We start from the raw sequence: 21601 nt of genomic DNA, 5'->3' as shown, positions 1-21601 counted from the left end.
GCTGAGACGCACCAACGAGCCTGACGCCGGGATGGTTCCGGTCCTCCTTACATGCCCGCCTTGGCGCGCCGAACCTCGCTCATATCGGGACCGGGACGAGGGGCGCAACCTCCCGATCATGCGCGCTCTCGCTCGCCGCGAGACCTTGTGCGACGCCGACGCGGTCGGCCTCGGGACGGTTCTGGCTCATCTTGCGCTTGCCTTCGAACCGCACGACGGGAATGCGCACGCCGACGATTCCGCGCAGCTGCGCGGCGATGAAATCGGCGGGGGCATCCGTAACGGCCCACGGCTTGGCACGCGATCCTTCGTGCCTGTTCGTGAGCCGCGTCACGGTGTCGAGCAGGCGCTCGGGCTCCTGGAAGAATTCGACCGGGCCGTAGGCATGCACCGCGACATAGTTCCAGGTCGGGACGACCTTTTCGGTCTCCTGCTTGGTCGCGTACCAGGACGGCGTCACATAGGCGTCGGGACCGCTGAAGATTGCCAGCGCATCTCCGATCGGCGGCAGCTTCCATTGCGGGTTGGCCTTCGCCACATGCCCGTACAGCACTCCATGCTCGCCTTCGCTCTCGTCAAGAAAGAGCGGTAGCGGCGTGGCGACCGGGCCTTCGATGGTGGCCGTGACCAGACTGGCGAGGCGGGCGCCGCGAATGGTCGCCCGGATGCTGTCGATGTCGTCTTGGAAGGCGGGAGGGATGTACATGGTCTATCTCTGGTGTCGGTCTGAAGATAGCCGGAATCTGGTCTGTGACAAACTGCCAGTTATTGTATATTTCATCAGTCCAGTTCGGCGACGGCTTGCGCGAGAAGCCTGCAGCCGCGCTCGATCTGTGCGACCTCCAGCGCCGAATAGCCCATAACGAGGCCGACTGTCTTCCGCGGTCGGCGAGGTCCGACGAACAATGCCGAGACGGGATAGATGCCAATGCCCCTGGCGCGCGCCGCCTTGATCAACGCGTCCTCACGCTTCTGCGGCAGATCATCGAACCACGCCACTATGTGCAGGCCGGCGGCCGTGCCCTCGATCCGGACGCGATCCCCGAACCGGCGGCGAAGTGCGTCGAGCAGCGCCCGCTGGCGTTCGGCGTTGCGCCGGCGCACGCGCCTGACGTGGCTGTCGTACGCGCCGCTTTCGAGCATCGAAGCGAGGGCGTCCTGCTCGATCAGCGGCGTGTGCCGGTCCGTGATCTGCTTGGCGGCAGCGAACAGGGATCGCAGGGCGGCGGGCACCACCAGATAGCCGATCCGCAAGGTCGGAGAGAGCGTCTTGGAGACGGTGCCGAGATAGATCACGTTGTGGCCACCCTCCAGCGTATGCAGCGGCGGGATCGGCTTGGTGTCGTAGCGATACTCGCTGTCGTAATCGTCCTCGATCACGCAGGCGTCGTTTGTCCTGGCCCAGGCGAGCAATTGGTGCCGGCGTCCGATCGGCATGACGCCGCCAAGCGGATATTGATGCGACGGCGTGACATAGGCGAGGCGGGCTTCGACGCCGTCGAGCCGCGCCGTCTCCAGTCCATCCGCATCGACGGGGATCGGGATCGTCTCGGCGCCCGTCGCCGCAAAAGTGTGCCGCGCCATCTGGTAGCCGGGATCCTCCATCACGAAGCGGTCGCCGGCGTCGAGCAGCAGGCGCGCGCAGATGTCGAGGCCCTGCTGCGAGCCGTTCACGACGACGATCTGATCGACCTCGCAGCGGACGCTGCGCGACCGCCACAGATAGCCCTGAAGCGCGGTCCGCAGCCGCAGCGCGCCTCGGGGGTCGTCATAGGCCAGCCGCTCGGGCTTGCGGGCCATCGCAGCAGTCACGGCCTTCTTCCATGCCAGCACCGGGAAATCCGACGACGCAAGCTCGCCATAGCGGAAGTTCGCGACGTGGCCGCGCGGCGGCTCGGTCCAGCGCGGCGGGTCTTGAAGCAGCCGTTCGCCGAACGCCGACAGCCGCACCTTCCGCGCCGAGGGCCGCGACGCCATGCGCGTGCGTCCCCGCTCGACGACGGCGCGGGCCACGCGCGGCCGCGCGCCATGGCGTGTCTCGATGAAACCTTCGGCGGCGAGCTGCTCGTAGGCGACGGTGACGGTCGAGCGGGCCACGCCCATCTCGCCGGCCAGCGCGCGCGAGGACGGCAGCAATCCGTCGATCCCGTACACTCGCGCCATGATCTGATCCCTCAGGGCTTCGTAGATCTGGCGCGCGCCCATGCGGCCGGCACCGGGAGCGGGATTGGTCTTCATCCGGATCATCCACATTCAAGCCGGCATTCGCCCGAGCGGACGATGTCGGAATGTGGTTCTAATCCCGTTCGCCGAGAGTTTCGACGTAAGCCTTGCCGTAGGGATAAAAATGCTCCTTGCGGCCCTGGTCCCACAGCGCCCTGAGGCCGGGCGCCGCGATGTCCCAATCCGGCCGGCACCTCATGCTGATCGCCCTGAGGTCCTGACGAAGCTCCTCGACGGTCGGACGGCCGAAGAACCAGTAGCCGTTGTAGATCTTGTGGATGATGAGGCCGGGCTCCAGCACGATCACGTGCGGAATCATCGGATTGTGGACGGGGTCGGTGTATTCGGCGACGTCGAGATCCTTCTGAACGAGGCGCCGCGAATCCGAGAGGAAGGGCCAGTGTGCTCCGACGCCGCTACGATATTCGCGGGTCTGGGTGATGTTGTCGGTGGTGATCGTGACCATCCGGCAATAGCCCACCTCCATCTCGCGATGGAGTTGCAGCAACCCTTCGGCCTGGCGGCGATCCTTCGGACAAAATCCGCCGCGGCCGAGCACGAGCACCATGGGGTCGCCACCCTGCAGCTCGGAGAGCTTTCGGTGCTTGCCGGTGTGGTCGCTGAGCTCGTAATCCGGGAAGCTTGCTCCCGGTATGATGTCAGGTCGCATAAGGCTCTCCCAGTTTCACAGATCAATCACGACATCGCTTCGGGGCCGCGAGCAGCAGATCAGGACGTTGCCGTCCGCCGGTCCGTCGAGCGGATCCGGCGCATAGCTGACCGCTCCCGCGATCAGCCCGCTCTCGCAATTGTGGCAGACGCCGGTCCGGCACGACCAGCGCACGGGGACGTCGCATGCTTCGGCCAGCTCCAGCAGGCTGGCGTAGGATGGTCCCCAGCAGACATTGAGGCCGCTGCGGGCGAACGAAACCATCGGGCCGGGGCCGGGGACGCCGACCGGCATATGTGCCGGCGTTGACGGCGAAGCCGCGATGCCGGGCGTTAGGGCTGGCCTGGCGCCGAACAATTCGGTGTGGATTTGATCGGGCAAGACGCCCAAATTCGCCAGGCCCGCCGTGAGATCGCTCATGAACGCGGACGGTCCGCAGAGATAGAAGTCCGCATCGCGCGGCACGTTGAGCCTCTCGAGCAGGCGCACATCCAGATGGCCGGCGGTGTCGAAGTCCGCCTCCAGGCGATCGGCCGGATCGGGTGCGCTGTAGCAGATATGGCTGTGATGGCGAGCGAGCCGGGCCAACAGTCCGCGCGCCTCGGCGGCGAACGCATGTTCGCGCCGGTTACGGGTGCCGTGCAGCCACCACACATCCCGCGTCGTCGCTTCCGCAGCGAGCGCGTGAAGCATTGCGAGCACCGGGGTGACGCCGATGCCGGCGCTCAGCAGGACGACGGGCCGCGCCCCTGCTCGTAGCGTGAAACTGCCACGTGGTGCACCGAGCTGCACGGGCGCGCCGGCGGGCAGCTCGTCGGCGATGTAATGGCTGGCGGCGCCGTGCGCCTCGCGCTTGATGCTAATGCGATAAGACGCGGCATCGGAGCCGCTCGACAGCGAATAGCTGCGCGTCATCGCTTGCGCAGCGGAAGGCTCGAGCCTGATGACGACGAACTGACCGGGCAGGGCGGCCGCCACTGACTGTCCGTCAACGGGTTCGAGGATCAGCGACGTCACGTTGCCGCTTTCGGCGATCTTGCGCGCCACGCGAAACGGCCGGAACCCGCGCCAGGCCGGAGATGGGCTCGCCGCCGGCCCAAGTCCGGCGTTTCCCGCGGCCTTGTTCTCCTTGCGCTGCTGCTCGAGCAGCGCCTCGAAGGAACGGTGCCAGCCGCGGCTCAACGCGGGAATCCGCAACGCGCGCTCCAGCCGTTCGCGCGGATGAGGCGGCATGTAGAGCAACGCGTTGATCTCGAACACGCTCATGCGCTCGGGCCCGGCGGCGACCTGCGCGATCTCGTCCCCGGCCTCGACGTCGCCTTCCTCGATCACGCGGAAATAGAACCCGGGGCGGCCGTGCCTGACGAGCAGCGCAGCCATGTTCGGCTCGTCCATGCGCATGCCGAGCCGGTAGCAGGTGACGCGCGGCTGCGTCACTTCGAACAGGGCAGCGCCGATCCTGTAGCGGTCTCCGATGCATACGTTGGTGTCGGCGAGGTCCTCGACCGTAAAATTCTCGCCGAACTGGCCATGGACCAGATTCGATCGACCCAGATGCTCCTGCCAGTAACGATAGGAGTCGTCCTGATAGACGAAGACGGCACGATGTTCGCCGCCATGACCGGCCGTATCGCCCTGGCCGTCGCCATCGATGTTGAGCCGGCGCACCCTGCGCGGCCCTTTGACCCGTGACTTCCAGATGCCGGTGTGGACGGTCCGACCATGCCAGGCGACGTCGCGCGGCAGGCCGACATTGACCGAAAGCAGACGTGCCATTGCGTGTTCCCGATCGTGACTGCGCGGCTCTATGGTCATCCTTGCATCCGGACCAGGTTTTTGGCTCGTTAGTCGTTGTTAGAGGTTGCGAGCAAGCCTTGTCGCCGGCTGCCTGCGCGCCAATCTGAGATGGCGTAACGGGAACATAGTCCGCAAAGACGGGAGATCACGATGGATGATCAGGGCAAGCTGGCCGCGCTCCAGCGCCATTGGGACGCTTCGGATGCGAATGATTTCGAGGCCGAGCACGATATTTATCGTGAGGACGCGGTGCTCGACTATCCGCAATCCGGCGAGCGCATCCGCGGTCGCAGGAATATCCAGCAGAGTCGGTTCGTGCAGCCGAACAAGAAGCGCTTCACGGTTCGGCGGATCGTCGGCGGCAACGATCTCTGGGTGAGTGAATTCGTGCTGACCTATGACGGGGTGCCGTCTTACGTGGTGAGCATCATGGAATTTTGTGACGGTCAGGTGGCGCACGAGACGCAGTATTTCGGCGACAGGTTCGAACCGTCGCCCTCGCGGGCGCATCTTGTCGAGCGGGTGGGGTGAGACGGCTCCGTCGCAATGACGACGCGCGTGCCAAATAGACCAACACGGAACCCGATGCGGCGGCTGGTCGCAGTCTCATCGCCTTGATTCCGACTGGCCCGTCTTTATGTGTGAAAGGAACAAGAATCCGGGCCCCTCTGGCGAGGAAGCCGACGCTGTCGGCAAAACCTCGTGATGTCGGATGACCTGTCCCGCGCGAATGCGATGGATCGGCCGATCGTCGGGCCTTCTTGAGAGTCTCTCCGACCCAATCGTCCCCATCGCAGCTCCGTGCGGTCATTTCGCAAGATAAGGGAGCAACGATGTCTGACGCCAAGCATTCAAATCCGATCGAGATCGAGATCACCGAGCCGTCCAGCCTGAACGAGCAGGCAGCGGTGGCGCTGGTGATCGTCGGCGCGCTGGTTGCAGTCGCCGACCGGCAAGTTTCGCCGGTCGAACGCGACGAGGTCGTCCGGTTCATCCGGGATCGCAAGCTGGCGCCGCACATCTCGGACGACCGGCTCTACGCGACGTTCGACGAGCTTGCCGAACGACTCGAGGAGCCGGATTTCGCCAATGTGGTGATCGACAATTTGCGTCCGGTTTCGGACCTGCCGTTGTCGTCTCATCTCATGGAATTGTCGGAGCGCGTCGCGGCCGCGGACGAGGACGTGCATCCCCATGAACTGCAGGCAATCAAGCTGTTGCGCCTGCTAACGCTGGTGCTGCCGCGCGCAAAGCGGGTGGCGCCCGGCACGGTACGTGCCGAACAGCGCATAGCCGCCGAGGAGTGAGCATGAGTGTAGCGTCGGACGAGGATAGCACGGAGGCCAAGGGCACCACCGGCCAGATGGCCGGCGGCGACCCGCGCCTCGACAAGCTCGTCCATCGCCTGCCGCCGCGCATCGGCGACACCGTCACCTATCTGCTCAAGCCGTCCAGCCGCTGGGTGAGAATCCCTTCGGGCGCACTGCTCATTGTCGGTGGCGTGCTCTCCTTCCTGCCGGTGCTCGGCATCTGGATGCTGCCGCTCGGCCTCGCTTTGCTCGCAGAAGACGTGCCGGCGCTGCGCTCCTCGCGCGCCAAGGTTTTGGATTGGGTCGAGCGGAAGAAGCCGCAATGGCTCGATCCGTCCCCACCAAAAAAATGATCAATCATGACTGAAATCATCACCACCGAAGCGCTGACCGCGCTGCTTCAGGTCATCCTGATCGACCTCGTGCTCGCCGGCGACAACGCCGTCGTCATCGGCCTTGCCGCCGCCGGCCTTCCGGCCGAGCAGCGCCGGCGCGCCATTGTCGTCGGCATCATGGCCGCCACCGCATTACGCATCGTCTTTGCCGGCGTCGCGACCCAGCTTCTGCAAGTGATCGGCCTCTTGCTTGCCGGCGGCGTGCTGCTGCTCTGGGTGTGCTGGAAGATGTGGCGCGAGCTGCGCGAGCAGGCCGCGCATGCGAACGAGCTCGCGTTCAGCCGCGGCGGCGGCGCTGCTCCTGTCCCACGCAAGACCTTCGGTCAAGCAGCCGTGCAGATCGTCGCTGCCGACGTCTCGATGTCGCTCGACAACGTGCTCGCGGTCGCGGGCGCCGCGCGCGAGCATCCCTACATCCTCGCCTTCGGCCTGTTGCTGTCGGTCGCGCTGATGGGCGTCGCCGCCGATTTGCTCGGCCGCGTGCTCCAGAAGCAGCGCTGGATCGGTTATGTCGGCCTCGCTATCATCGTCTACGTCGCCTTTGAGATGATCTATCGCGGCTCGCTCGAGCTCGCGCCCGTCATCGCAAGCCTGTAAGGCAACGCTTCTTGCCTGCAATCCGGAGTGATCAATGACGTCCGAACCCAAAGCACCTTCGGCGGATTCCTTGCCGGCGCCGCAAATCGGCCCGTTTGCCCAACTCATCTTTGGCTCGCGCTGGCTGCAGGTCCCGCTTTATGTCGGCCTGATCGTCGCGCAGGCCGTCTATGTGCTGCTGTTCCTGAAAGAGCTCTGGCACCTGGTCGTGCACTCGTTCGACGCCAGCGAGCAGCAGATCATGCTTGTCGTGCTCGGGCTGATCGACGTCGTCATGATCTCGAACCTGCTGGTGATGGTGATCGTCGGCGGTTACGAGACCTTCGTCTCGCGCCTGAACCTCAGTGGTCATCCGGACGAGCCGGAATGGCTCAGCCACGTGAATGCCAGCGTGCTCAAGATCAAGCTTGCGATGGCGATCATCGGCATCTCCTCGATCTCGCTGCTCAGGACCTTTATCGAGGCGGGCAATCTCGGCACGACGCGGAGCAATTTCACAGAGAGCGGCGTAATGTGGCAGGTGCTGATCCACCTGACCTTCATCATCTCCGCGATCGGCATCGCCTGGGTCGACCGCCTCAGCGAGAGCGGTCAACGCAAGGGAGCCGGCCACGGCTGAGCGTGACAGACGGCCTCTCAAAGGCCGAAGGCTGCGCTCAGGGACGTCGGCCCCGTGCCAGCGTCTCGGAGGGTGTCTCGCCGAACGCCAATCTGTAGCCGCGCGAGAAATCACCAAGGTGCCAGAAGCCGTTGCCGAGTGCTGCGGCCTTGACGCTCATGCCGTCGCCTCCGACCATGAGCTGGATGCGCGTGGACCACAGCCGCTTGAGGCGCAGATAGTGGTGCAGGCTCATGCCGTGCACCGCGTGCGTGGCGGTCTGGAGCGTGCGCACGGATACGCCGAGCGCAGAGGCGAGGTCGTCACTGTAGAGCGCCTTGCTGCCGGACCACACGACCATTTCGTCGAGGCGTGCGACCAGCTTGCGGTGCTTGGCGAACGATCCGCGTCGCGCGGCCAGCCCGCCGGCCGGTGCCAGGGTGTCGTCGAGGCAGGCGAGCAGCGTCTCCTGGATCGGTCGGTTGAGCGCCTCGAATTGCCGGGGATCGTTGCACGCCGAGGCCAGCGAGAACATCTCGAGGATAGCGGCGCGCAAGCGCGCCATCGGATCGTCCTGCGCGCGAACATATGCGATGCCCCTGTCGAAATCCGCCCAGCCGCGATGATGCATGTCCGAGTTGAAGCGCAGCATCAGGTAGGTGTTGGGATGGTGCTCGATCGCGTTGACGGGGGCTTTGCCGTGCATGACGGCAATCGTTGAACTATCGACCTCGCGGCCGTTGGCGATGGAGTGAAAGGTGAGGGGGACAACGAGGCCGACGCCATTGTCGGTGCCGATCTCGGCCTCGAACCGCCGTGCAAAGGAGCGCTGGAGCACGAACAGCCCATCCTGGAGCGGCAGGATGGCGCGAGACAGAGAGAATTCGCGCGGATGGAGCGGCGTGCTGATGCCGAGGCCGAGCACCTCATTGGCGCGAAACTCGCCAAAATCCGAGAAACGCTCGATGCCGAGGACTCGCGAAGGCTTGAGCCGGCGTGGCGGCATTTCGGGATCCTTGCGGCGTCAAAGTTGAGCAGGTCCGAGGAAGGTATCAATGGTCACCCATCGGCTATATTCCGGAAAACTACTGCCGGCGTGATCACGTCGAAGCGCATCGAAAGTTGATTTTGTTTGTTCAGGCGATCTGCGGGTGCGCCGCGTTTTCCCGCCGCTCGCGCTCGCCGAGTTCGCGCACCAGGTCCTGGAGGAAGGAGTCCGTGTAGGCGGGCAGGGTGCGCTCGGCGCGAACGTAGATGCCGAGGTCGGACCATACCGGGCTGCCGGCATTATCGAGCGGCAGGAAGACGAGCCGGCTGTCGCGCGACAGCCTGCCGATGCCGAGCTGGGTCTGGAACGCGACGCCGACGCCGCGCGCGGCGAGCTCGCGCATCAGATCGATCGAGTTGGCCTGGATGGCCGGCTCCGGCGTCTCGGAGAGCTGCGCGATCAGCGGCTGGAGCAGATGATAGATCGACAGCTCCGGCAGCGCGTGGATGACGGGAAAGGCGAGACATTGGGGCAGCGTGACCATCTTGCGGCGCGCCAGCGGATGCTCGCGTGCGACAACGGCGCCGAGGCGAAACCGTTTCAAGGCGACCTGCCGCAGGTCCGGCGGATGGCGGAGCGCCATGGCGATGCCGATGTCCGCCTCGCCGCGGCTCAGGGCTTCCAGCACATCCGACGATCCCTTCACCTCCGTGGTGAAGCTGACACGCCGGGCGCGGGTGCGATGCGAGGCGATCAGGTCCGGCAGCACCGACTTCGTGAGCGACTCGATGCAGGCGATGCTGACGGTGCCGTGCCAGGCTCCCGACAGAGACGCGACGTCCGAGCGGAAGCGGTCGAGGTCTGGAGCACATTCATGACGTGCCGGGCCAACATCTCGCCGACCGTCGTCAGCGTCAGGCCGCGCGCCGAGCGTTCGAACAAAGGTGATCCAACCTCTTGTTCAAGCTTGAGAATCTGCCGGCTTACGGCCGACGAGGCAACGTTCAGCACGCGCGCCGCGGCTCGGATCGAGCCGGTGCGGCGGACGGCATGGAAGTACTGGATGGCCGGTGAGTGAAAGCGCATGGGACCCGCGGGCCGAACTATAGCTGTTGCCGAAACGGCATCAACATGTACGAAATTCTGTGCTTTTCGAGAGCGCTGGTTCCACCTAGGTTCGCCGCGGCTTGGCTGGGGCGCCGTGCCTGCGCAACGAGGCGCCAGGGGATTTGGGGTGGACGAGAACATTGTTTGCGAGGTGGCGCGGGAGACCCGCCTGGTCGATCGCCGTCGCGCGGCGGCCTATGTCGGCGTGACCGCCGGACGCTTCGAACAGCTGGTGCGCGACAACGTCGTGCCTCCGCCTGTGATGGTCGACAACAAGCGGCGCTGGCCGCTCGCGTTGCTCGACATCGCGAAGGACGCGGTTGTCAGCAGCAGCATGCCGTGCCTGCCGCAGGTTAGGGTCGAAATTGCGCAGGACGCGCGTCCCTGCGAACGGGACCCGGCACCGGCCTCGCACGAACTGCCGGACCAGGCCTGGTTCGAGCAGCGTGCGCGGTTCGTTCAGCGCGTGCGCCGCTCGCTGCTGTCGGGTAACGAGATACGTCTCTTGCGTGAGTTCAAGCTGCTCAGGCACAACCAGATCAGCATGTACGGAGATTACGGCAGCTTTGAAGCCCTGATGGTGCGCGGCTACATCGTCGAGCTCGCGCGAAAACCACCGTCGAGCCGTCCGCTGGTGACGTACCGCCTGACCGCGCAAGGCGAGCAGGTGATCTCGGCGCTGAAGGGCGAGCCGGCGACCTGACCGGCACCGACAAAGCGAGCGCGCCGGGCGGCATCATCGCACGGCGTGCATCTCCAGAAACGCCTTCACGCCGGTGACAGTGCCCGTGTCCGACGGCACGTAGCCGGGCAGGGTGGCGACGGCCGCGCGAAAATCGGCGCTGCGAATGATCTCCAGGATGCGCTGCATCGGCCCGGTGTCCAGGAACGCGCGCTTGCAGACGAAGAAATAATCCTCGGTGAGGAGCCGGATGAAATCGAGACCGAAATGCCGGGCGGCGGCTTCGACGCCGAAACTCGCATCCGCCATGCCGCTCGCGACATAGGCCGCGACCGCGGCGTGGGTGAATTCGATCTGCTGCGCGCCGTTGATGCGGCTCTCGTCAATTCCGTTTGCCGCGAGCAGCTGGTCGAACAGAAGCCGCGTGCCGGAATCGTGGTCGCGGTTGACGAAGCGGACTTTTGGTCCGGTGAGATCATCCAGCGAAGCGATGCGCAGCGGATTGCCGCGCGCGACCATCAATCCCATTTCGCGTGTGACGAAGTTGATGATGCGATCCTCGCGCGGGTCGAGCCATTCGCGCGCCGCCTTGATGCCCTGGGCGCGTAGCGCGCCGTGCGGCAGATGCAGGCCGGAGAGGTCGCAGGCCCCCTGCGCCAGCGAGACCAGTGAATGCTGGTTGCTGACATAGCGCAGATCGACGCCGATGCCGGGCTCGCGGTCGAGGAATTCGCGCAGTTTTGCGACCGCAAAGCCGTGGCTGGCATGAACGCGGATCACCGACGGGCGTTGTTCGAGGAATGGCTTGATCTCGCTCGCCAGCTCCTGCGCCAGATTCTCAAGCTGAGGTCCGAGCCGGGCCTGCATGCGCTCGCCCGCCCACACCAGTCGCTCGCCGAACGGCGTGAGTTTCGAGCCTTTGCCGCGCTGGGTTTCGACCAGCGGCGTGCCGAAGAATTCCGACCATTGCTCGATCAGATTCCAGACGTGGCGATACGAGAGGTGTGCGTCCTTGGCCGCGCTGGTGATCTTCCCGGTCCTCCTGATTTCGTTGAGGACGCCGAGCATGATGATGGCGGTACGCGGATTGCCCTCGCGGCGAAACCGCCAGACGGCCTCGATCTCGATCTGAAGCATCTCTTGTCCTTATGAACTACGCTTCATATATGGGGCGCCCATTTGCAAATCATATCATATTTACTCCGGTCAATAGGCACCTACTCTGGTATACCAGAACTGGAGGAAATATGATGTCTGTTGCATATGACTTTGCACACTCGCCGGCGACCGAGTTCATGTCCCCACCGCAGCATCTGCTGATCGATGGCCGCCGCGTCGCGGCCAGTTCCGGCCGCACCTTCAAGTCGCTCAATCCGGCCACCGGGCAGGTCATCGCAATCGTCGCCGAAGGCAATGAGGCCGATGTCGAGCATGCGGTCGCCGCCGCGCGGCGGGCGTTTGAAGGCCCGTGGCGGACGATGCGGGCCTCCGAGCGCGGTCAGATCCTGCTGCGCTGGGCGGAGCTGCTCAAGCAGCACGGCGACGAGATCGCCGAGATCGAATCGATCGACGCCGGCAAGCCCATTTCGGCAACGCTGCGCCAGGATTTCCCGGCCGCCGTCGACACGCTGATCTACTACGCCGGCTGGGCTGACAAGATCAGCGGCGACGTCGTGCCTGTGCGCGACGACGCCCTGACCTACACCGTGCGCGAGCCGGTCGGCGTGGTCGCGGCGATCGTGCCCTGGAATTTCCCGCTGATGATCGGGATGTGGAAGCTTGCGCCGGCGCTGGCCTGCGGCTGCACCATCGTGATGAAGCCGGCCGAGCTGACCTCGCTGTCGGCGCTGCGCATCGCCGAGCTCGCGCTTGAGGCCGGCCTGCCGGCGGGCGTCTTCAACGTCGTCAGTGGCCCCGGCCGCGTCGTCGGCGACGCGCTGGTCAATCACCCTGACGTCGACAAGGTCACCTTCACCGGCTCTCCCGGTGTGGGCCGCGGAATCATGAAGGGCGCCGCAAGCAACTTCAAGCGCGTCTCGCTCGAGCTCGGCGGCAAGTCGGCCAACGTCATCTTTGACGATGCCGATCTCGAAGCGGCTTCGAAAGCTGCGGCTTCCGGCATCTTCTTCAATGCCGGCCAGGTCTGCTCGGCCGGCTCTCGCGTGCTGGTGCAGGAGAAGGCCTATGACGAGGTCGTCGAGCGACTTGCGGCGCGCGCGAAGTCACTCAGGATCGGCGATCCGCTCGACCGCAAGACGGTGCTCGGTCCCGTCATCTCCGAGAAGCAGATGAAGTCGATCCTCGACTATGTCGACATCGGCCGGAAGGAGGGTGCGACCCTCGTCACCGGCGGCGAGAAGGTCGGCGATCGCGGCTACTTCATCAGCCCCGCCGTGTTCGCGAATGTCGCGCACGAGATGCGGATCTCGCAGGAGGAGATCTTTGGCCCCGTCGTCAGCGTCATCAAGTTCAAGGACGAGGCCGATGCGCTGAGGATCGCCAACGGCACGGCCTACAGCCTCGCCGCCGGCGTCTGGAGCCGCGACATCGGCAAGCTGCAGCGCTTCGCCAAGCGCGCGCGCGCGGGCACGGTCTGGATGAACACCTATGGCTATACCGACGTGCGCCTGCCCTGGGGCGGCGAGCGCGACTCCGGCCTCGGCCGCGAGCACGGCACCGCCGCGCTCGACAATTTCACCGAGCCCAAGGCTGTGTGGATGAACCTGGCCGTCTGATACCTCCCGAGCGGCCAAGCCTGGAGCCCGCCTGATCACCTGGTCAGGCGGGCTCTTTTTTCGAGATCGATAAGATTGTCTGCATTCCGCTCAGCCGCGGCAAACCCTGCGCACAAGAACCGTGCGGCCTTAAACCCCGGCTTTGGAACCGGCGTGCATCCTGCCTGCAAAAGGATGGGGATCGGCATGTCAGTTCTCAGGGAGATCGTCGTCGCGGTGGCAGGGGTGTATGCGCTCCTGTTCGCCTGCGACGCACTATTCGGGGTCGGCGAGGCGCGCTTCGACGACACTTATTACCGCGCCAGCTTCTACGCGCCGCGGCCGAAGGAGTTTCGTTTCGCCGGCGACACGCCGCCGGCGGTCCGGGTCAGCGAGGCCTTCGCGCAGTTCGCGCCGGGCGAGGCCAAGCCGAACAGGCGTTACTCGTCTCTGACGACGATCATCCGCTAGCGCCTCACTCGCCCTGAATCCATTCCGCCACGCCGCGCCACAGCGTGTCGCGGTGCTCGGGGCGGAAGAAGCCGAAATGGCCTATTCCCTTGGCGCCGACCTCCGACGGTCTGACGGTCAGCACCTCCGGCTTGATCGCGGTGAATCCGCTCGCGAGCAGCTCGACCGCGGGCCGTGTCGCCCAGGGGTCGTCGGAGAAGCACAGCGTGCGCAGCTCGCCCTTGAATTTGGCAAAATTCTCCAGCGCCGGCAGCTTTGAATCGAACAGATAGCGCGGGCTCGAGACCCACTCGGCCCATTGCAGGAAGACGCCCTTGGGCAAATCCTCGCCGATGCCGGCCCAGCCCGGCGCATAGCCAAGCGCATGGGCGAGCGGCACGCCGACAAAATTCATGAAGGCGAAGACGCGGTATTTCTCCGGCGACGTCATCAGCCGCCAGGTCGCCGCTTGCGAGGCCACGAACGCGGCGCGTGAAATGTCCGTGTTGTTCGCGATCAGCCCGAGCGCCTGACCGCCAAAGGAGTGGCCGACATAGGCCAAGGGGAGGGTGGTGTAACGCTCGCGCATCCAGTGCACCGCCGCAGTGACGTCGAGCGCGGCCCAGTCCGACATCGAGGCCTTGAAGCCGACCAACGATTTCGGCTGGTTGTAGCCGACCATTGCCGGCAGCCGGGAGTCGCCGATGCCGCGATAGTCGTAGGTCAGGACCGCGCAGCCGCGATGGGCGAGATAGGAGGCAAAGCCGCGATAGATTTTCCGCGGGACGGCGGTGGCGGAGTTGATCAGCACTGCATGGCGCTTGGTTCCCCGCGGCAGGAACAGGGTGCCGGTCAGCGCATACCCGTCGGTCGCCGGGAAGCTGATCTCGTCGATGAAAACGTCCTCCAGTGCCGCGTCCATGGGCAGAAGGTATCCTGCCAGTTTCTCGCCGTTTCCCAGCAAATGCGAATTTGGCTTTCCCCGCAAGGCTTTGCAGTGCCAAATGGATTTACAACTGGCGGCCGGTGGCCAGCCTGTGTATAAGGCCACCCTCGCAACCCACAGATCAGGTTGCACTTTTTGCTTCACGGAGAGATTGCGATGTCCGAGCGGTGGACGCCCGAGTCCTGGCGCAGCAAGCCCGTGCTACAGGTGCCCGATTATCCCGACGCCAAGGCCTTGGCCGACGTCGAGGCGCAGCTTGCGACCTTTCCGCCGCTGGTGTTCGCGGGCGAAGCGCGCAATCTGAAGAAGGCGCTGGCGCGGGTCGCGGCCGGAGAGGCCTTCCTGCTGCAGGGCGGCGACTGCGCCGAGAGCTTTGCCGAGCACGGCGCCAACAACATCCGCGACTTCTTCCGCGTGCTGCTCCAGATGGCGGTGGTGCTGACCTATGCCGGCGCCGTCCCGGTGGTGAAGGTCGGGCGCGTCGCCGGCCAGTTCGCAAAACCCCGGTCATCGTCGACCGAGAAGATCGATGGTGTCGAGCTGCCGAGCTATCGCGGCGACATCGTCAACGACATCGCCTTCACCAAGCAGGCGCGCGTCCCTGATCCGCAGCGCCAGCTGATGGCCTATCGCCAGTCGGCGGCGACGCTGAACCTGCTGCGTGCGTTCGCTACCGGCGGCTACGCCAATCTCGGCAGCGTGCATCAGTGGATGCTCGGCTTCCTCAAGGATAGTCCGCAGTCCCGCCGCTACAAGGAATTGGCCGACCGCATCTCCGATGCGCTCAACTTCATGCGCGCCTGTGGCCTCGATCTCGAGGCCCACCCCGAGCTGCGCGCCACCGATTTCTACACCAGCCACGAGGCGCTGCTGCTCGGCTACGAGCAGGCCATGACCCGCGTCGATTCCACCACCGGGGACTGGTACGCGACCTCTGGCCACATGATCTGGATCGGCGACCGCACCCGCCAGCTCGACCACGGCCATATCGAATATTTCCGCGGCATCAAGAACCCGATCGGGCTCAAATGCGGCCCGTCGCTCAAGCCCGACGAACTCTTGAAGTTGATCGACGTGCTCAATCCCGACAACGAGCCGGGCCGGCTGACGCTGATCGGCCGCTTCGGCTCCGACAAGGTCGGCGAGCACCTGCCGAACATGATCCGCGCCGTGAAGCGCGAGGGCAAAGTGGTGGTCTGGTCGTGCGATCCCATGCACGGCAACACCATCACGTCGACGTCGGGTTACAAGACGCGCCCCTTCGACCGCATCCTGTCCGAGGTGAAGTCGTTCTTCACCATCCACGCGGCAGAAGGCACGCACGCCGGCGGCGTGCATCTGGAAATGACCGGCCAGGACGTCACCGAGTGTATCGGCGGCGCCCGCGCGATCACTGACGAGGATCTCAACGACCGCTATCACACGGTCTGCGATCCCCGGCTCAATGCCGAGCAATCCATCGACATGGCTTTCCTGGTCGCGGAGCTGCTCAAGCAGGAGCGCGCCGGCAAGGTCAGGCCGATGCCGGTCGCAGCGGGGCTGTAAGACCTTGCTGCGGATCTGGAAGGCCACGATCAATTCCCGTAACGGTCTGGCCTTTGCGTTCCGCTCGGAGCAGGCCGTCCGCGAGGAGATCGTTGCGCTCCTTTTGTCGCTGCCGCTCGCGTGGTTTGTCGGCGCGACCGCGATGCGCGCGGTCGAGCTGATCTGTGCGGTTGCGTTCGTGCTGGTGGTCGAGTTGCTCAACACCGCGATCGAGAAGCTTGCCGACCGGCTGACTCTGGATCATGACAAGCAGATCGGACTGGTCAAGGACATGGGCTCGGCCGCGGTCGGTGTTGCGCTCCTGATGGCGGGCGCGTTCTGGATCGTCGCCATCGTCGAGCGGTTGGGGTTCCTCTAAAGCGCCAAGCGCGCTTTAGCTTGTTGTTTTGAGCATGATCTTTTCGGAAAGTCGCTTCACGCTTTTCCGGATCATGCTTTGATGGGAGCGCGGCGGCCATGACCGAACGTCTCAACGAATTCGCGGTCACGCTCGCCCAGCTCAATCCGACCATGGGCGACATCGACGGCAATGCCACGAAAGTGCGCGCGGCGCGCGTGCAGGCAGCTTCCGACGGCGCCGATCTCGTGCTGTTTCCGGAATTGTTCATTGCCGGTTACCCGCCGGAAGATCTCGTGCAGAAGCCTTCCTTTCAGGCTGCCTGCCGCGCCGCAGTCGAGGCGCTGGCGCGCGAGACCGCCGATGGCGGGCCGGCCGTGCTGGTCGGCACGCCCTGGGTCGAGGACGGCAGGCTCTACAATGCCTGCGCGCTGCTCGAAGGCGGCCGTATCGCTGGCTTGCGCTTCAAATGCAATCTGCCGAATTATGGCGTGTTCGACGAGAAGCGGCTGTTTTCGCGTGGCCCTGCGGCCGGCCCCGTCACCGTGCGCGGCGTGCGCATCGGTGTGCCGATCTGCGAGGACATCTGGCTGGAGGAATCCGAGGACTACGAGAACGTGGTCGAGACGCTGGCCGAGACCGGCGCCGAGATCATCCTTGTGCCGAACGGATCTCCTTACGCCCGCAACAAGGCGGACGTGCGTTTGTCGGTCGCGGTCGCGCGCGTCACCGAGAGCGGCCTGCCGCTGGTCTATCTCAACCAGGTTTGCGGCCAGGACGAACTCGTGTTCGACGGCGCTTCCTTCGCGCTCAACGGCGACCTTTCTCTCGCAGCGCAATTGCCGGCGTTCGCTGAGAGCATCACCACACTGCGCTTCACCAGAAACGGCGGCGATTGGCGCTGCACCGGTCCGGTCGCGGAGCAGCCCGAGGGCGACCACGCCGACTACGCGGCCTGCGTGCTCGGCTTGCGTGATTACGTCGCCAAGAACGGCTTTCCCGGCGTGCTGCTCGGCATTTCCGGCGGCATCGATTCTGCCCTCTGCGCGGCGATTGCGGTCGATGCACTCGGTGCCGATCAGGTGCACGGCGTGATGCTGCCTTATCGCTACACCGCGCCGAGCTCGATTGCGGACGCCGGCGAGCTCGCCGGCCATCTCGGCATCCGCTACGAGGTCCTGCCGATCGCGGAAGCCGTCAACGGCTTCGAGACCATCCTGTCCGGCGTCTTCAAGAACCTTCCGCCTGACATCACCGAGGAAAATCTCCAGGCCCGGACCCGCGGCACGCTGCTGATGGCGATCTCCAACAAGACCGGGCTGATGGTGGTGACCACCGGGAACAAGTCGGAAATGTCGGTCGGTTACGCCACGCTCTATGGCGACATGAATGGCGGCTTCAATCCGATCAAGGACATCTACAAGACGCAGGTGTTTCGGTTGGCAAGCTTGCGCAATTCGTGGAAGCCCGAGGGGGCGCTAGGGCCAGCGGGCGAGGTCATTCCGCCCGACATCATCACGCGTCCCCCGACCGCGGAGCTGCGCGAGAACCAGACCGATCAGGATTCGTTGCCGCCTTACGACGCGCTCGATGCCGTCCTGGAGCGTCTCATCGAGCGCGAAGAGCCGCTCGACAAGATCATCGCAGCCGGGTTCGACCGCGAGACGGTGACCCGTATCGACCATCTCCTCAACATCGCTGAATACAAGCGCCGCCAGGCCGCGCCCGGCGTCAAGGTGACGGCCAGGAATTTCGGCCGCGACCGCCGCTATCCCATCACCAACCGTTTTCGCGACAAAGGCGAGCAGCTCGCCGCCCCGGACGAGACGCTGGTGTCGCGTGGGAGCAAAGCGTCGATCGACGCGTTCGAGGGGTAATCCTACTTCTGCTGTTGCGGCAGGAAGCTCGGGCCGACCGAACGGATCGGCTTGTTCTCGGAGCTGGCAGGGGTGCCGGTATCCGCGGGCGGCGTTGCGGCCGGCGCGCCAGCCGTCGCCGGTGCCGGAGTCGCACCCTTTTTGCCATTGGCGGGCGTGCCCTTGGTGAGCTGCCGCTGCTGCATCTTCTTGGCGCTCTCCTCGGTGACGATGATGTCACCCTGCTGCTCGGCCGACGCCTTGTCGTCGGCGGATTTGAGCGCGTCGGCCCAGGTCTGGCCCGCGGCCTTGCAGGAGCAGGACGGGTTGAACTCGCTGCGGAATTTGAACGCGGTCGGCAGCGCCGTGTAGGGCTGGCCGCTGGTGGAGACGGCGGAGTTCATGTCTTCGCCGGGATTGCGGTGGCTGTAGAGCACGGCTTCGGCGGCCGGGCATAGCGCCTTGCAGGTCTTCTCGTCATCGGGGAAGCGCGCCGGCACGGTCGCAAACGAGACCGGAAAGTAAGCGCCGTCGCAGGTGCGCACGCACACGGTGCGATAGGTGCCCGATTGCGGACCGAGATCGGAGGGCGGCACGCCTTGCGGATTGTTGGGATTGTTGCCGCCGAACAGATTGCTCAGGAAGTTGCCGCCTTGCGATTGCGCGGCGTTGGCATATTGCGGGCCGCAATTGTTCTGCGCCAGCGCCGCCAGTACCGAGCGGCGCTGGTTGTCACGCTCCGGACTGAAGCCGCCGGGGCCGCCGCCGCGCAGGCGTTCGAGATTGCCGGTGATCTGGTCCAGATTGGCGCGCATCTGCTGGATCTGGGTGTTGACCGGACCACATTGCGCCGACTGGCCGTTGAACAGCGAGAAGAAGCCGGAGGAATCGCAGCCCATGCGCTTGGCCTGCATGGTGACGCGGTCGAGCTCGGCCTGCTGCCTGGTCTGGGACTCCTGGTAGCGGCGGATCTGGTCTTCGCGCGCGGGATCACCACCGCCGCCGCCACGGTCGAGGCCGGCGAGCTGGCCCTCCAGGCGCGCGCACATCGGATTGGGTCCGAGCCCGTTCTGGCCGGGCTGAGGCGGCGGTCCGGGCGGACCGGCCTGTGCGAAAGCACCGTTGGCGAGCACGACCGTGCTCAGAAGCACGGTGCAGGCAAGGATCGAGCGAGCACGGGAGAGAGACAAAAATTCAGGCATATCCGCCATTCTAGCGAGGTCACGGCCCCGCGTGATCTGGGGGGCCGAAGCGCGCCCTCCCATAGCCGCTTCCTGCGGCATCGTCACGTCGTTTCAGAGGCCAAGGATCGGGCCTAAAGTACGCCAGTTCCGAGCGAATTCAGCGCTGGCAGGTGATTGCGACATATTCGTCGCAATGGCCATGGGAGCAGTTTGCGCCGGATTTGGGGACAGAGCCGGTAATTTCGTCGGGATCGACCCGGCGATAGGCCGAAGCCTGGGCAAAATCGCGTGACTGGCAGTAGGTGCGGGCGACCTGTGCGCCGCATTTGTCGCTTCTGGCCAAGCACTGATCGACGCCGTAGCCGTCCGCCTGGTTGGGAATGATGAAGACGCGGGTCTCGGCGAGAGCGCTGGATGCCGCAAGGAGGGAGGCGCAGGAAATGAGCGCGAGCAATGATCGCATGAAAACACCGGGGGCAAAAAAAGGAGGAACCGCCGGTTCCAGAGTGGGCTCAAATGGTTAAGGATGATGAACCATCAAGGCGGGGGCGCCGCGCATTGCGGAGACAAACCGGCATTTCCGCGGCTCTCTTGACGCAAGGGTCCTGGGTGGCCCATATGTCGCCCATGAACGGTCTCCTCGCTATTTGCGCCATCTGCCGCGAGATTATTAGCTAGCGATTCGCTGGCTGGAGCCGTCTTTTCTCAAAACCATTGAGAGCCCTGGACGCCCGGCCAACAGCCGACGGGTATCCATATGGAATTTCGCCTTTACGATACGCTGGGCCGGGAAAAGCGCACCTTCGTGCCGCTCGATGCGAAGGACGTCCGCATGTATGTCTGCGGACCGACCGTCTATGACTTCGCCCATATCGGCAACGCCCGGCCGGTGATTGTGTTCGACGTGCTGTTCCGGCTGCTGCGCCATCTCTATGGCGCGGCGCACGTCAAATATGTCCGCAACATCACCGACGTCGACGACAAGATCAACGACCGCGCCGCGCGTGATCTTCCCGGCCTGCCGCTGAACGAGGCCATTCGCAAGGTCACAGAAGAGACGGGTCGGCAGTTTCACGCCGACGTCGATGCGCTCGGATGCCTGCGGCCCACTGTCGAGCCGCGGGCGACCGAGCATATCGGCGAGATGCGCGAGATCATCGAGCGGTTGGTTGCCGGCGGCTTTGCCTATGTTGCGGAGGATCACGTGCTGTTCTCACCGCAGGCGATGAACGCAGCCGATTCCGGGCTGCCGCGCTATGGTGCACTGTCCAATCGCTCGCTGGACGAGATGGTCGCGGGCGCCCGCGTCGATGTCGCGCCCTACAAGAAGGGCAACACCGACTTCGTGCTGTGGAAGCCGTCCAAGCCCGGCGAGCCGTCGTGGCCGTCGCCGGCCGGCATCGCCGCGCACGGCCGTCCGGGCTGGCACGTCGAGTGCTCGGCGATGGCCTGGAAGCATCTCGGCGAGCACTTCGACATTCATGGCGGCGGCATCGATCTCGTGTTTCCGCATCACGAGAACGAGGTCGCGCAGACCTGCTGCGCCTTCCACCGGGAGCGCATGGCGAACTACTGGATGCACAACGGCTTCCTGCAGGTCGAGAGCGAGAAGATGTCGAAGTCGCTGGGCAACTTCGTCACGATTCACGAGTTGCTCGCGGACTGGCCGGGCGAAGTGCTGCGCCTGAACATGCTCAAGACGCATTACCGCTCCCCGATCGACTGGACGATGAAGTCGCTAGAGGAGAGCGCGAAGACGCTCGACGACTGGTATCGAGCCGCGGCTGACGTCGCGCCCGGCAAGCCTGCCTCCTCAGTGGTCGAGCCGCTGCTCGACGATCTCAACACGCCGCTGGCGATCGCGGCACTGCATGGCCTGCGCGGCAGCGATGTGAGTGCCCTCGCGGGTTCGTTGCGTCTGCTCGGTTTTCTCTCCGAGAGCGCCGCGCAGTGGGAAGGACGCAAGCAGCAGGCGAGCGGTGTCGATGCCAAGGAGGTCGAGCGCCTGATCTCGGAGCGAACGGCGGCGCGCACGCGCAAGGATTTTGCGGAGTCCGATCGTATCCGCGATCTGCTTGCCGCGATGGGCGTTGCAATCAAGGACTCCAAGCAAGGGACGACGTGGGAGGTCGCGCGATGAAGCGGCCCGACACGCCTTTTCCGCGGCACTGGCTCTATTACATCGCGCTGAAAATCCTGCTG

At 64.9% G+C, this 21601-nt stretch carries 21 protein-coding genes and 1 pseudogene; 12 read left to right on the top strand and 10 right to left on the bottom strand.

The features are described from left to right. Nucleotides 1–79: 79 nt before the first annotated feature. The 4 genes from IVA88_RS24805 to IVA88_RS24790 form a co-directional block, all read right to left on the bottom strand. Nucleotides 80–706, bottom strand: a complete 627-nt coding sequence (locus IVA88_RS24805) for an FMN-binding negative transcriptional regulator (protein WP_247499777.1) — start codon at nucleotides 704–706, stop codon at nucleotides 80–82. A 74-nt stretch (nucleotides 707–780) separates the two neighbouring features. Beyond that, the gene (locus IVA88_RS24800) at nucleotides 781–2247 is read right to left on the bottom strand and encodes a PLP-dependent aminotransferase family protein (RefSeq protein ID WP_247499776.1); all 1467 of its coding nucleotides are present in this window, start codon (nucleotides 2245–2247) and stop codon (nucleotides 781–783) included. Nucleotides 2248–2296: 49 nt separating this feature from the next. After that, entirely contained in the window at nucleotides 2297–2893 is a 597-nt protein-coding gene (locus tag IVA88_RS24795) for a redoxin domain-containing protein (RefSeq protein WP_247499775.1), read from the bottom strand. Between the two features lie 15 nt (nucleotides 2894–2908). After that, a complete protein-coding gene (locus IVA88_RS24790; protein WP_247499774.1) occupies nucleotides 2909–4669 on the bottom strand; it encodes an MOSC and FAD-binding oxidoreductase domain-containing protein in 1761 nt (586 codons plus the stop codon). A gap of 171 nt (nucleotides 4670–4840) precedes the next feature. On the opposite strand from IVA88_RS24790, the gene IVA88_RS24785 reads away from it, so the two are divergent. The 5 genes from IVA88_RS24785 to IVA88_RS24765 all read left to right on the top strand — a co-directional run bounded on the left by IVA88_RS24785 (nucleotide 4841) and on the right by IVA88_RS24765 (nucleotide 7611). Continuing rightward, the gene (locus tag IVA88_RS24785) at nucleotides 4841–5221 is read left to right on the top strand and encodes a nuclear transport factor 2 family protein (RefSeq protein ID WP_247499773.1); all 381 of its coding nucleotides are present in this window, start codon (nucleotides 4841–4843) and stop codon (nucleotides 5219–5221) included. Between the two features lie 302 nt (nucleotides 5222–5523). Further along, complete coding sequence (locus IVA88_RS24780) at nucleotides 5524–5997, top strand: TerB family tellurite resistance protein (RefSeq protein WP_247499772.1); 474 nt, start codon at nucleotides 5524–5526, stop codon at nucleotides 5995–5997. A gap of 2 nt (nucleotides 5998–5999) precedes the next feature. Next, nucleotides 6000–6353: a hypothetical protein gene (locus IVA88_RS24775; protein ID WP_247499771.1), complete on the top strand. Its 354-nt coding sequence runs from the start codon at nucleotides 6000–6002 to the stop codon at nucleotides 6351–6353. A gap of 6 nt (nucleotides 6354–6359) precedes the next feature. Then, a complete protein-coding gene (locus IVA88_RS24770) occupies nucleotides 6360–6992 on the top strand; it encodes a TerC family protein (protein ID WP_247499770.1) in 633 nt (210 codons plus the stop codon). A gap of 34 nt (nucleotides 6993–7026) precedes the next feature. Further along, on the top strand, nucleotides 7027–7611 hold the full coding sequence (locus IVA88_RS24765) for a TIGR00645 family protein (RefSeq protein WP_247499769.1): 585 nt from the start codon (nucleotides 7027–7029) through the stop codon (nucleotides 7609–7611). A gap of 37 nt (nucleotides 7612–7648) precedes the next feature. Here the strand turns inward: IVA88_RS24765 and IVA88_RS24760 are convergent, their stop codons facing one another. Both IVA88_RS24760 and IVA88_RS24755 read right to left on the bottom strand, forming a co-directional pair. Continuing rightward, nucleotides 7649–8596: a helix-turn-helix domain-containing protein gene (locus IVA88_RS24760; RefSeq protein WP_247499768.1), complete on the bottom strand. Its 948-nt coding sequence runs from the start codon at nucleotides 8594–8596 to the stop codon at nucleotides 7649–7651. A 130-nt stretch (nucleotides 8597–8726) separates the two neighbouring features. Continuing rightward, nucleotides 8727–9664 (bottom strand): annotated as a pseudogene (locus IVA88_RS24755) (LysR family transcriptional regulator). 148 nt (nucleotides 9665–9812) lie between these two features. Between IVA88_RS24755 and IVA88_RS24745 the strand changes: the two are divergent. Continuing rightward, nucleotides 9813–10388, top strand: a complete 576-nt coding sequence (locus IVA88_RS24745) for a hypothetical protein (RefSeq protein WP_247499765.1) — start codon at nucleotides 9813–9815, stop codon at nucleotides 10386–10388. A 33-nt stretch (nucleotides 10389–10421) separates the two neighbouring features. Here the strand turns inward: IVA88_RS24745 and IVA88_RS24740 are convergent, their stop codons facing one another. Continuing rightward, nucleotides 10422–11504, bottom strand: coding sequence for a substrate-binding domain-containing protein (locus tag IVA88_RS24740; RefSeq protein WP_247499764.1), 1083 nt, complete (start codon nucleotides 11502–11504; stop codon nucleotides 10422–10424). Nucleotides 11505–11617: 113 nt separating this feature from the next. Here IVA88_RS24740 and IVA88_RS24735 point away from each other — a divergent pair, with 113 nt between their 5' ends. Together IVA88_RS24735 and IVA88_RS24730 are read left to right on the top strand one after the other, a co-directional pair. Then, the gene (locus IVA88_RS24735) at nucleotides 11618–13102 is read left to right on the top strand and encodes an aldehyde dehydrogenase family protein (RefSeq protein WP_247500405.1); all 1485 of its coding nucleotides are present in this window, start codon (nucleotides 11618–11620) and stop codon (nucleotides 13100–13102) included. Between the two features lie 186 nt (nucleotides 13103–13288). Next, entirely contained in the window at nucleotides 13289–13552 is a 264-nt protein-coding gene (locus IVA88_RS24730) for a hypothetical protein (RefSeq protein ID WP_247499763.1), read from the top strand. A 4-nt stretch (nucleotides 13553–13556) separates the two neighbouring features. Here IVA88_RS24730 and IVA88_RS24725 read toward each other — a convergent pair whose 3' ends face one another. Beyond that, complete coding sequence (locus IVA88_RS24725) at nucleotides 13557–14453, bottom strand: alpha/beta fold hydrolase (RefSeq protein WP_247499762.1); 897 nt, start codon at nucleotides 14451–14453, stop codon at nucleotides 13557–13559. A 180-nt stretch (nucleotides 14454–14633) separates the two neighbouring features. On the opposite strand from IVA88_RS24725, the gene IVA88_RS24720 reads away from it, so the two are divergent. The 3 genes from IVA88_RS24720 to IVA88_RS24710 all read left to right on the top strand — a co-directional run bounded on the left by IVA88_RS24720 (nucleotide 14634) and on the right by IVA88_RS24710 (nucleotide 18236). Continuing rightward, the gene (locus tag IVA88_RS24720; protein WP_247499761.1) at nucleotides 14634–16022 is read left to right on the top strand and encodes a 3-deoxy-7-phosphoheptulonate synthase class II; all 1389 of its coding nucleotides are present in this window, start codon (nucleotides 14634–14636) and stop codon (nucleotides 16020–16022) included. Between the two features lie 4 nt (nucleotides 16023–16026). Then, nucleotides 16027–16380: a diacylglycerol kinase gene (locus tag IVA88_RS24715; RefSeq protein WP_247499760.1), complete on the top strand. Its 354-nt coding sequence runs from the start codon at nucleotides 16027–16029 to the stop codon at nucleotides 16378–16380. 98 nt (nucleotides 16381–16478) lie between these two features. Beyond that, entirely contained in the window at nucleotides 16479–18236 is a 1758-nt protein-coding gene (locus IVA88_RS24710) for an NAD+ synthase (protein WP_247499759.1), read from the top strand. Between the two features lie 2 nt (nucleotides 18237–18238). On the opposite strand, the gene IVA88_RS24705 is transcribed toward IVA88_RS24710, so the two are convergent. Next, nucleotides 18239–19426, bottom strand: a complete 1188-nt coding sequence (locus IVA88_RS24705; RefSeq protein ID WP_247499758.1) for a DUF2865 domain-containing protein — start codon at nucleotides 19424–19426, stop codon at nucleotides 18239–18241. A gap of 130 nt (nucleotides 19427–19556) precedes the next feature. Further along, nucleotides 19557–19862 carry a hypothetical protein gene (locus IVA88_RS24700; protein WP_247499757.1) on the bottom strand — a complete coding sequence of 102 codons (306 nt, stop codon included), beginning with the start codon at nucleotides 19860–19862 and terminating at the stop codon, nucleotides 19557–19559. Between the two features lie 294 nt (nucleotides 19863–20156). On the opposite strand from IVA88_RS24700, the gene cysS reads away from it, so the two are divergent. Then, entirely contained in the window at nucleotides 20157–21539 is a 1383-nt protein-coding gene (gene cysS, locus IVA88_RS24695) for a cysteine--tRNA ligase (protein WP_247499756.1), read from the top strand. The last annotated feature ends 62 nt before the right edge of the window (nucleotides 21540–21601 follow it).

This window comes from Bradyrhizobium sp. 149 (assembly GCF_023073915.1).
GTDB lineage: Bacteria > Pseudomonadota > Alphaproteobacteria > Rhizobiales > Xanthobacteraceae > Bradyrhizobium.
Note: the sequence above shows the minus strand (reverse complement) of the source record. Positions and strands in the feature narration are given on the sequence as shown.

What these genes read in the sequence shown, in the direction of transcription:
- IVA88_RS24805 (WP_247499777.1), bottom strand. Translation starts at nt 706, where the DNA reads ATGTACATCCCTCCCGCCTTCCAAGACGACATCGACAGCATCCGGGCG.
- IVA88_RS24800 (WP_247499776.1), bottom strand. Translation starts at nt 2,247, where the DNA reads ATGATCCGGATGAAGACCAATCCCGCTCCCGGTGCCGGCCGCATGGGC.
- IVA88_RS24795 (WP_247499775.1), bottom strand. Translation starts at nt 2,893, where the DNA reads ATGCGACCTGACATCATACCGGGAGCAAGCTTCCCGGATTACGAGCTC.
- IVA88_RS24790 (WP_247499774.1), bottom strand. Translation starts at nt 4,669, where the DNA reads ATGGCACGTCTGCTTTCGGTCAATGTCGGCCTGCCGCGCGACGTCGCC.
- IVA88_RS24785 (WP_247499773.1), top strand. Translation starts at nt 4,841, where the DNA reads ATGGATGATCAGGGCAAGCTGGCCGCGCTCCAGCGCCATTGGGACGCT.
- IVA88_RS24780 (WP_247499772.1), top strand. Translation starts at nt 5,524, where the DNA reads ATGTCTGACGCCAAGCATTCAAATCCGATCGAGATCGAGATCACCGAG.
- IVA88_RS24775 (WP_247499771.1), top strand. Translation starts at nt 6,000, where the DNA reads ATGAGTGTAGCGTCGGACGAGGATAGCACGGAGGCCAAGGGCACCACC.
- IVA88_RS24770 (WP_247499770.1), top strand. Translation starts at nt 6,360, where the DNA reads ATGACTGAAATCATCACCACCGAAGCGCTGACCGCGCTGCTTCAGGTC.
- IVA88_RS24765 (WP_247499769.1), top strand. Translation starts at nt 7,027, where the DNA reads ATGACGTCCGAACCCAAAGCACCTTCGGCGGATTCCTTGCCGGCGCCG.
- IVA88_RS24760 (WP_247499768.1), bottom strand. Translation starts at nt 8,596, where the DNA reads ATGCCGCCACGCCGGCTCAAGCCTTCGCGAGTCCTCGGCATCGAGCGT.
- IVA88_RS24740 (WP_247499764.1), bottom strand. Translation starts at nt 11,504, where the DNA reads ATGCTTCAGATCGAGATCGAGGCCGTCTGGCGGTTTCGCCGCGAGGGC.
- IVA88_RS24735 (WP_247500405.1), top strand. Translation starts at nt 11,618, where the DNA reads ATGTCTGTTGCATATGACTTTGCACACTCGCCGGCGACCGAGTTCATG.
- IVA88_RS24730 (WP_247499763.1), top strand. Translation starts at nt 13,289, where the DNA reads ATGTCAGTTCTCAGGGAGATCGTCGTCGCGGTGGCAGGGGTGTATGCG.
- IVA88_RS24725 (WP_247499762.1), bottom strand. Translation starts at nt 14,453, where the DNA reads ATGGACGCGGCACTGGAGGACGTTTTCATCGACGAGATCAGCTTCCCG.
- IVA88_RS24720 (WP_247499761.1), top strand. Translation starts at nt 14,634, where the DNA reads ATGTCCGAGCGGTGGACGCCCGAGTCCTGGCGCAGCAAGCCCGTGCTA.
- IVA88_RS24710 (WP_247499759.1), top strand. Translation starts at nt 16,479, where the DNA reads ATGACCGAACGTCTCAACGAATTCGCGGTCACGCTCGCCCAGCTCAAT.
- IVA88_RS24705 (WP_247499758.1), bottom strand. Translation starts at nt 19,426, where the DNA reads ATGGCGGATATGCCTGAATTTTTGTCTCTCTCCCGTGCTCGCTCGATC.
- IVA88_RS24700 (WP_247499757.1), bottom strand. Translation starts at nt 19,862, where the DNA reads ATGCGATCATTGCTCGCGCTCATTTCCTGCGCCTCCCTCCTTGCGGCA.
- cysS (WP_247499756.1), top strand. Translation starts at nt 20,157, where the DNA reads ATGGAATTTCGCCTTTACGATACGCTGGGCCGGGAAAAGCGCACCTTC.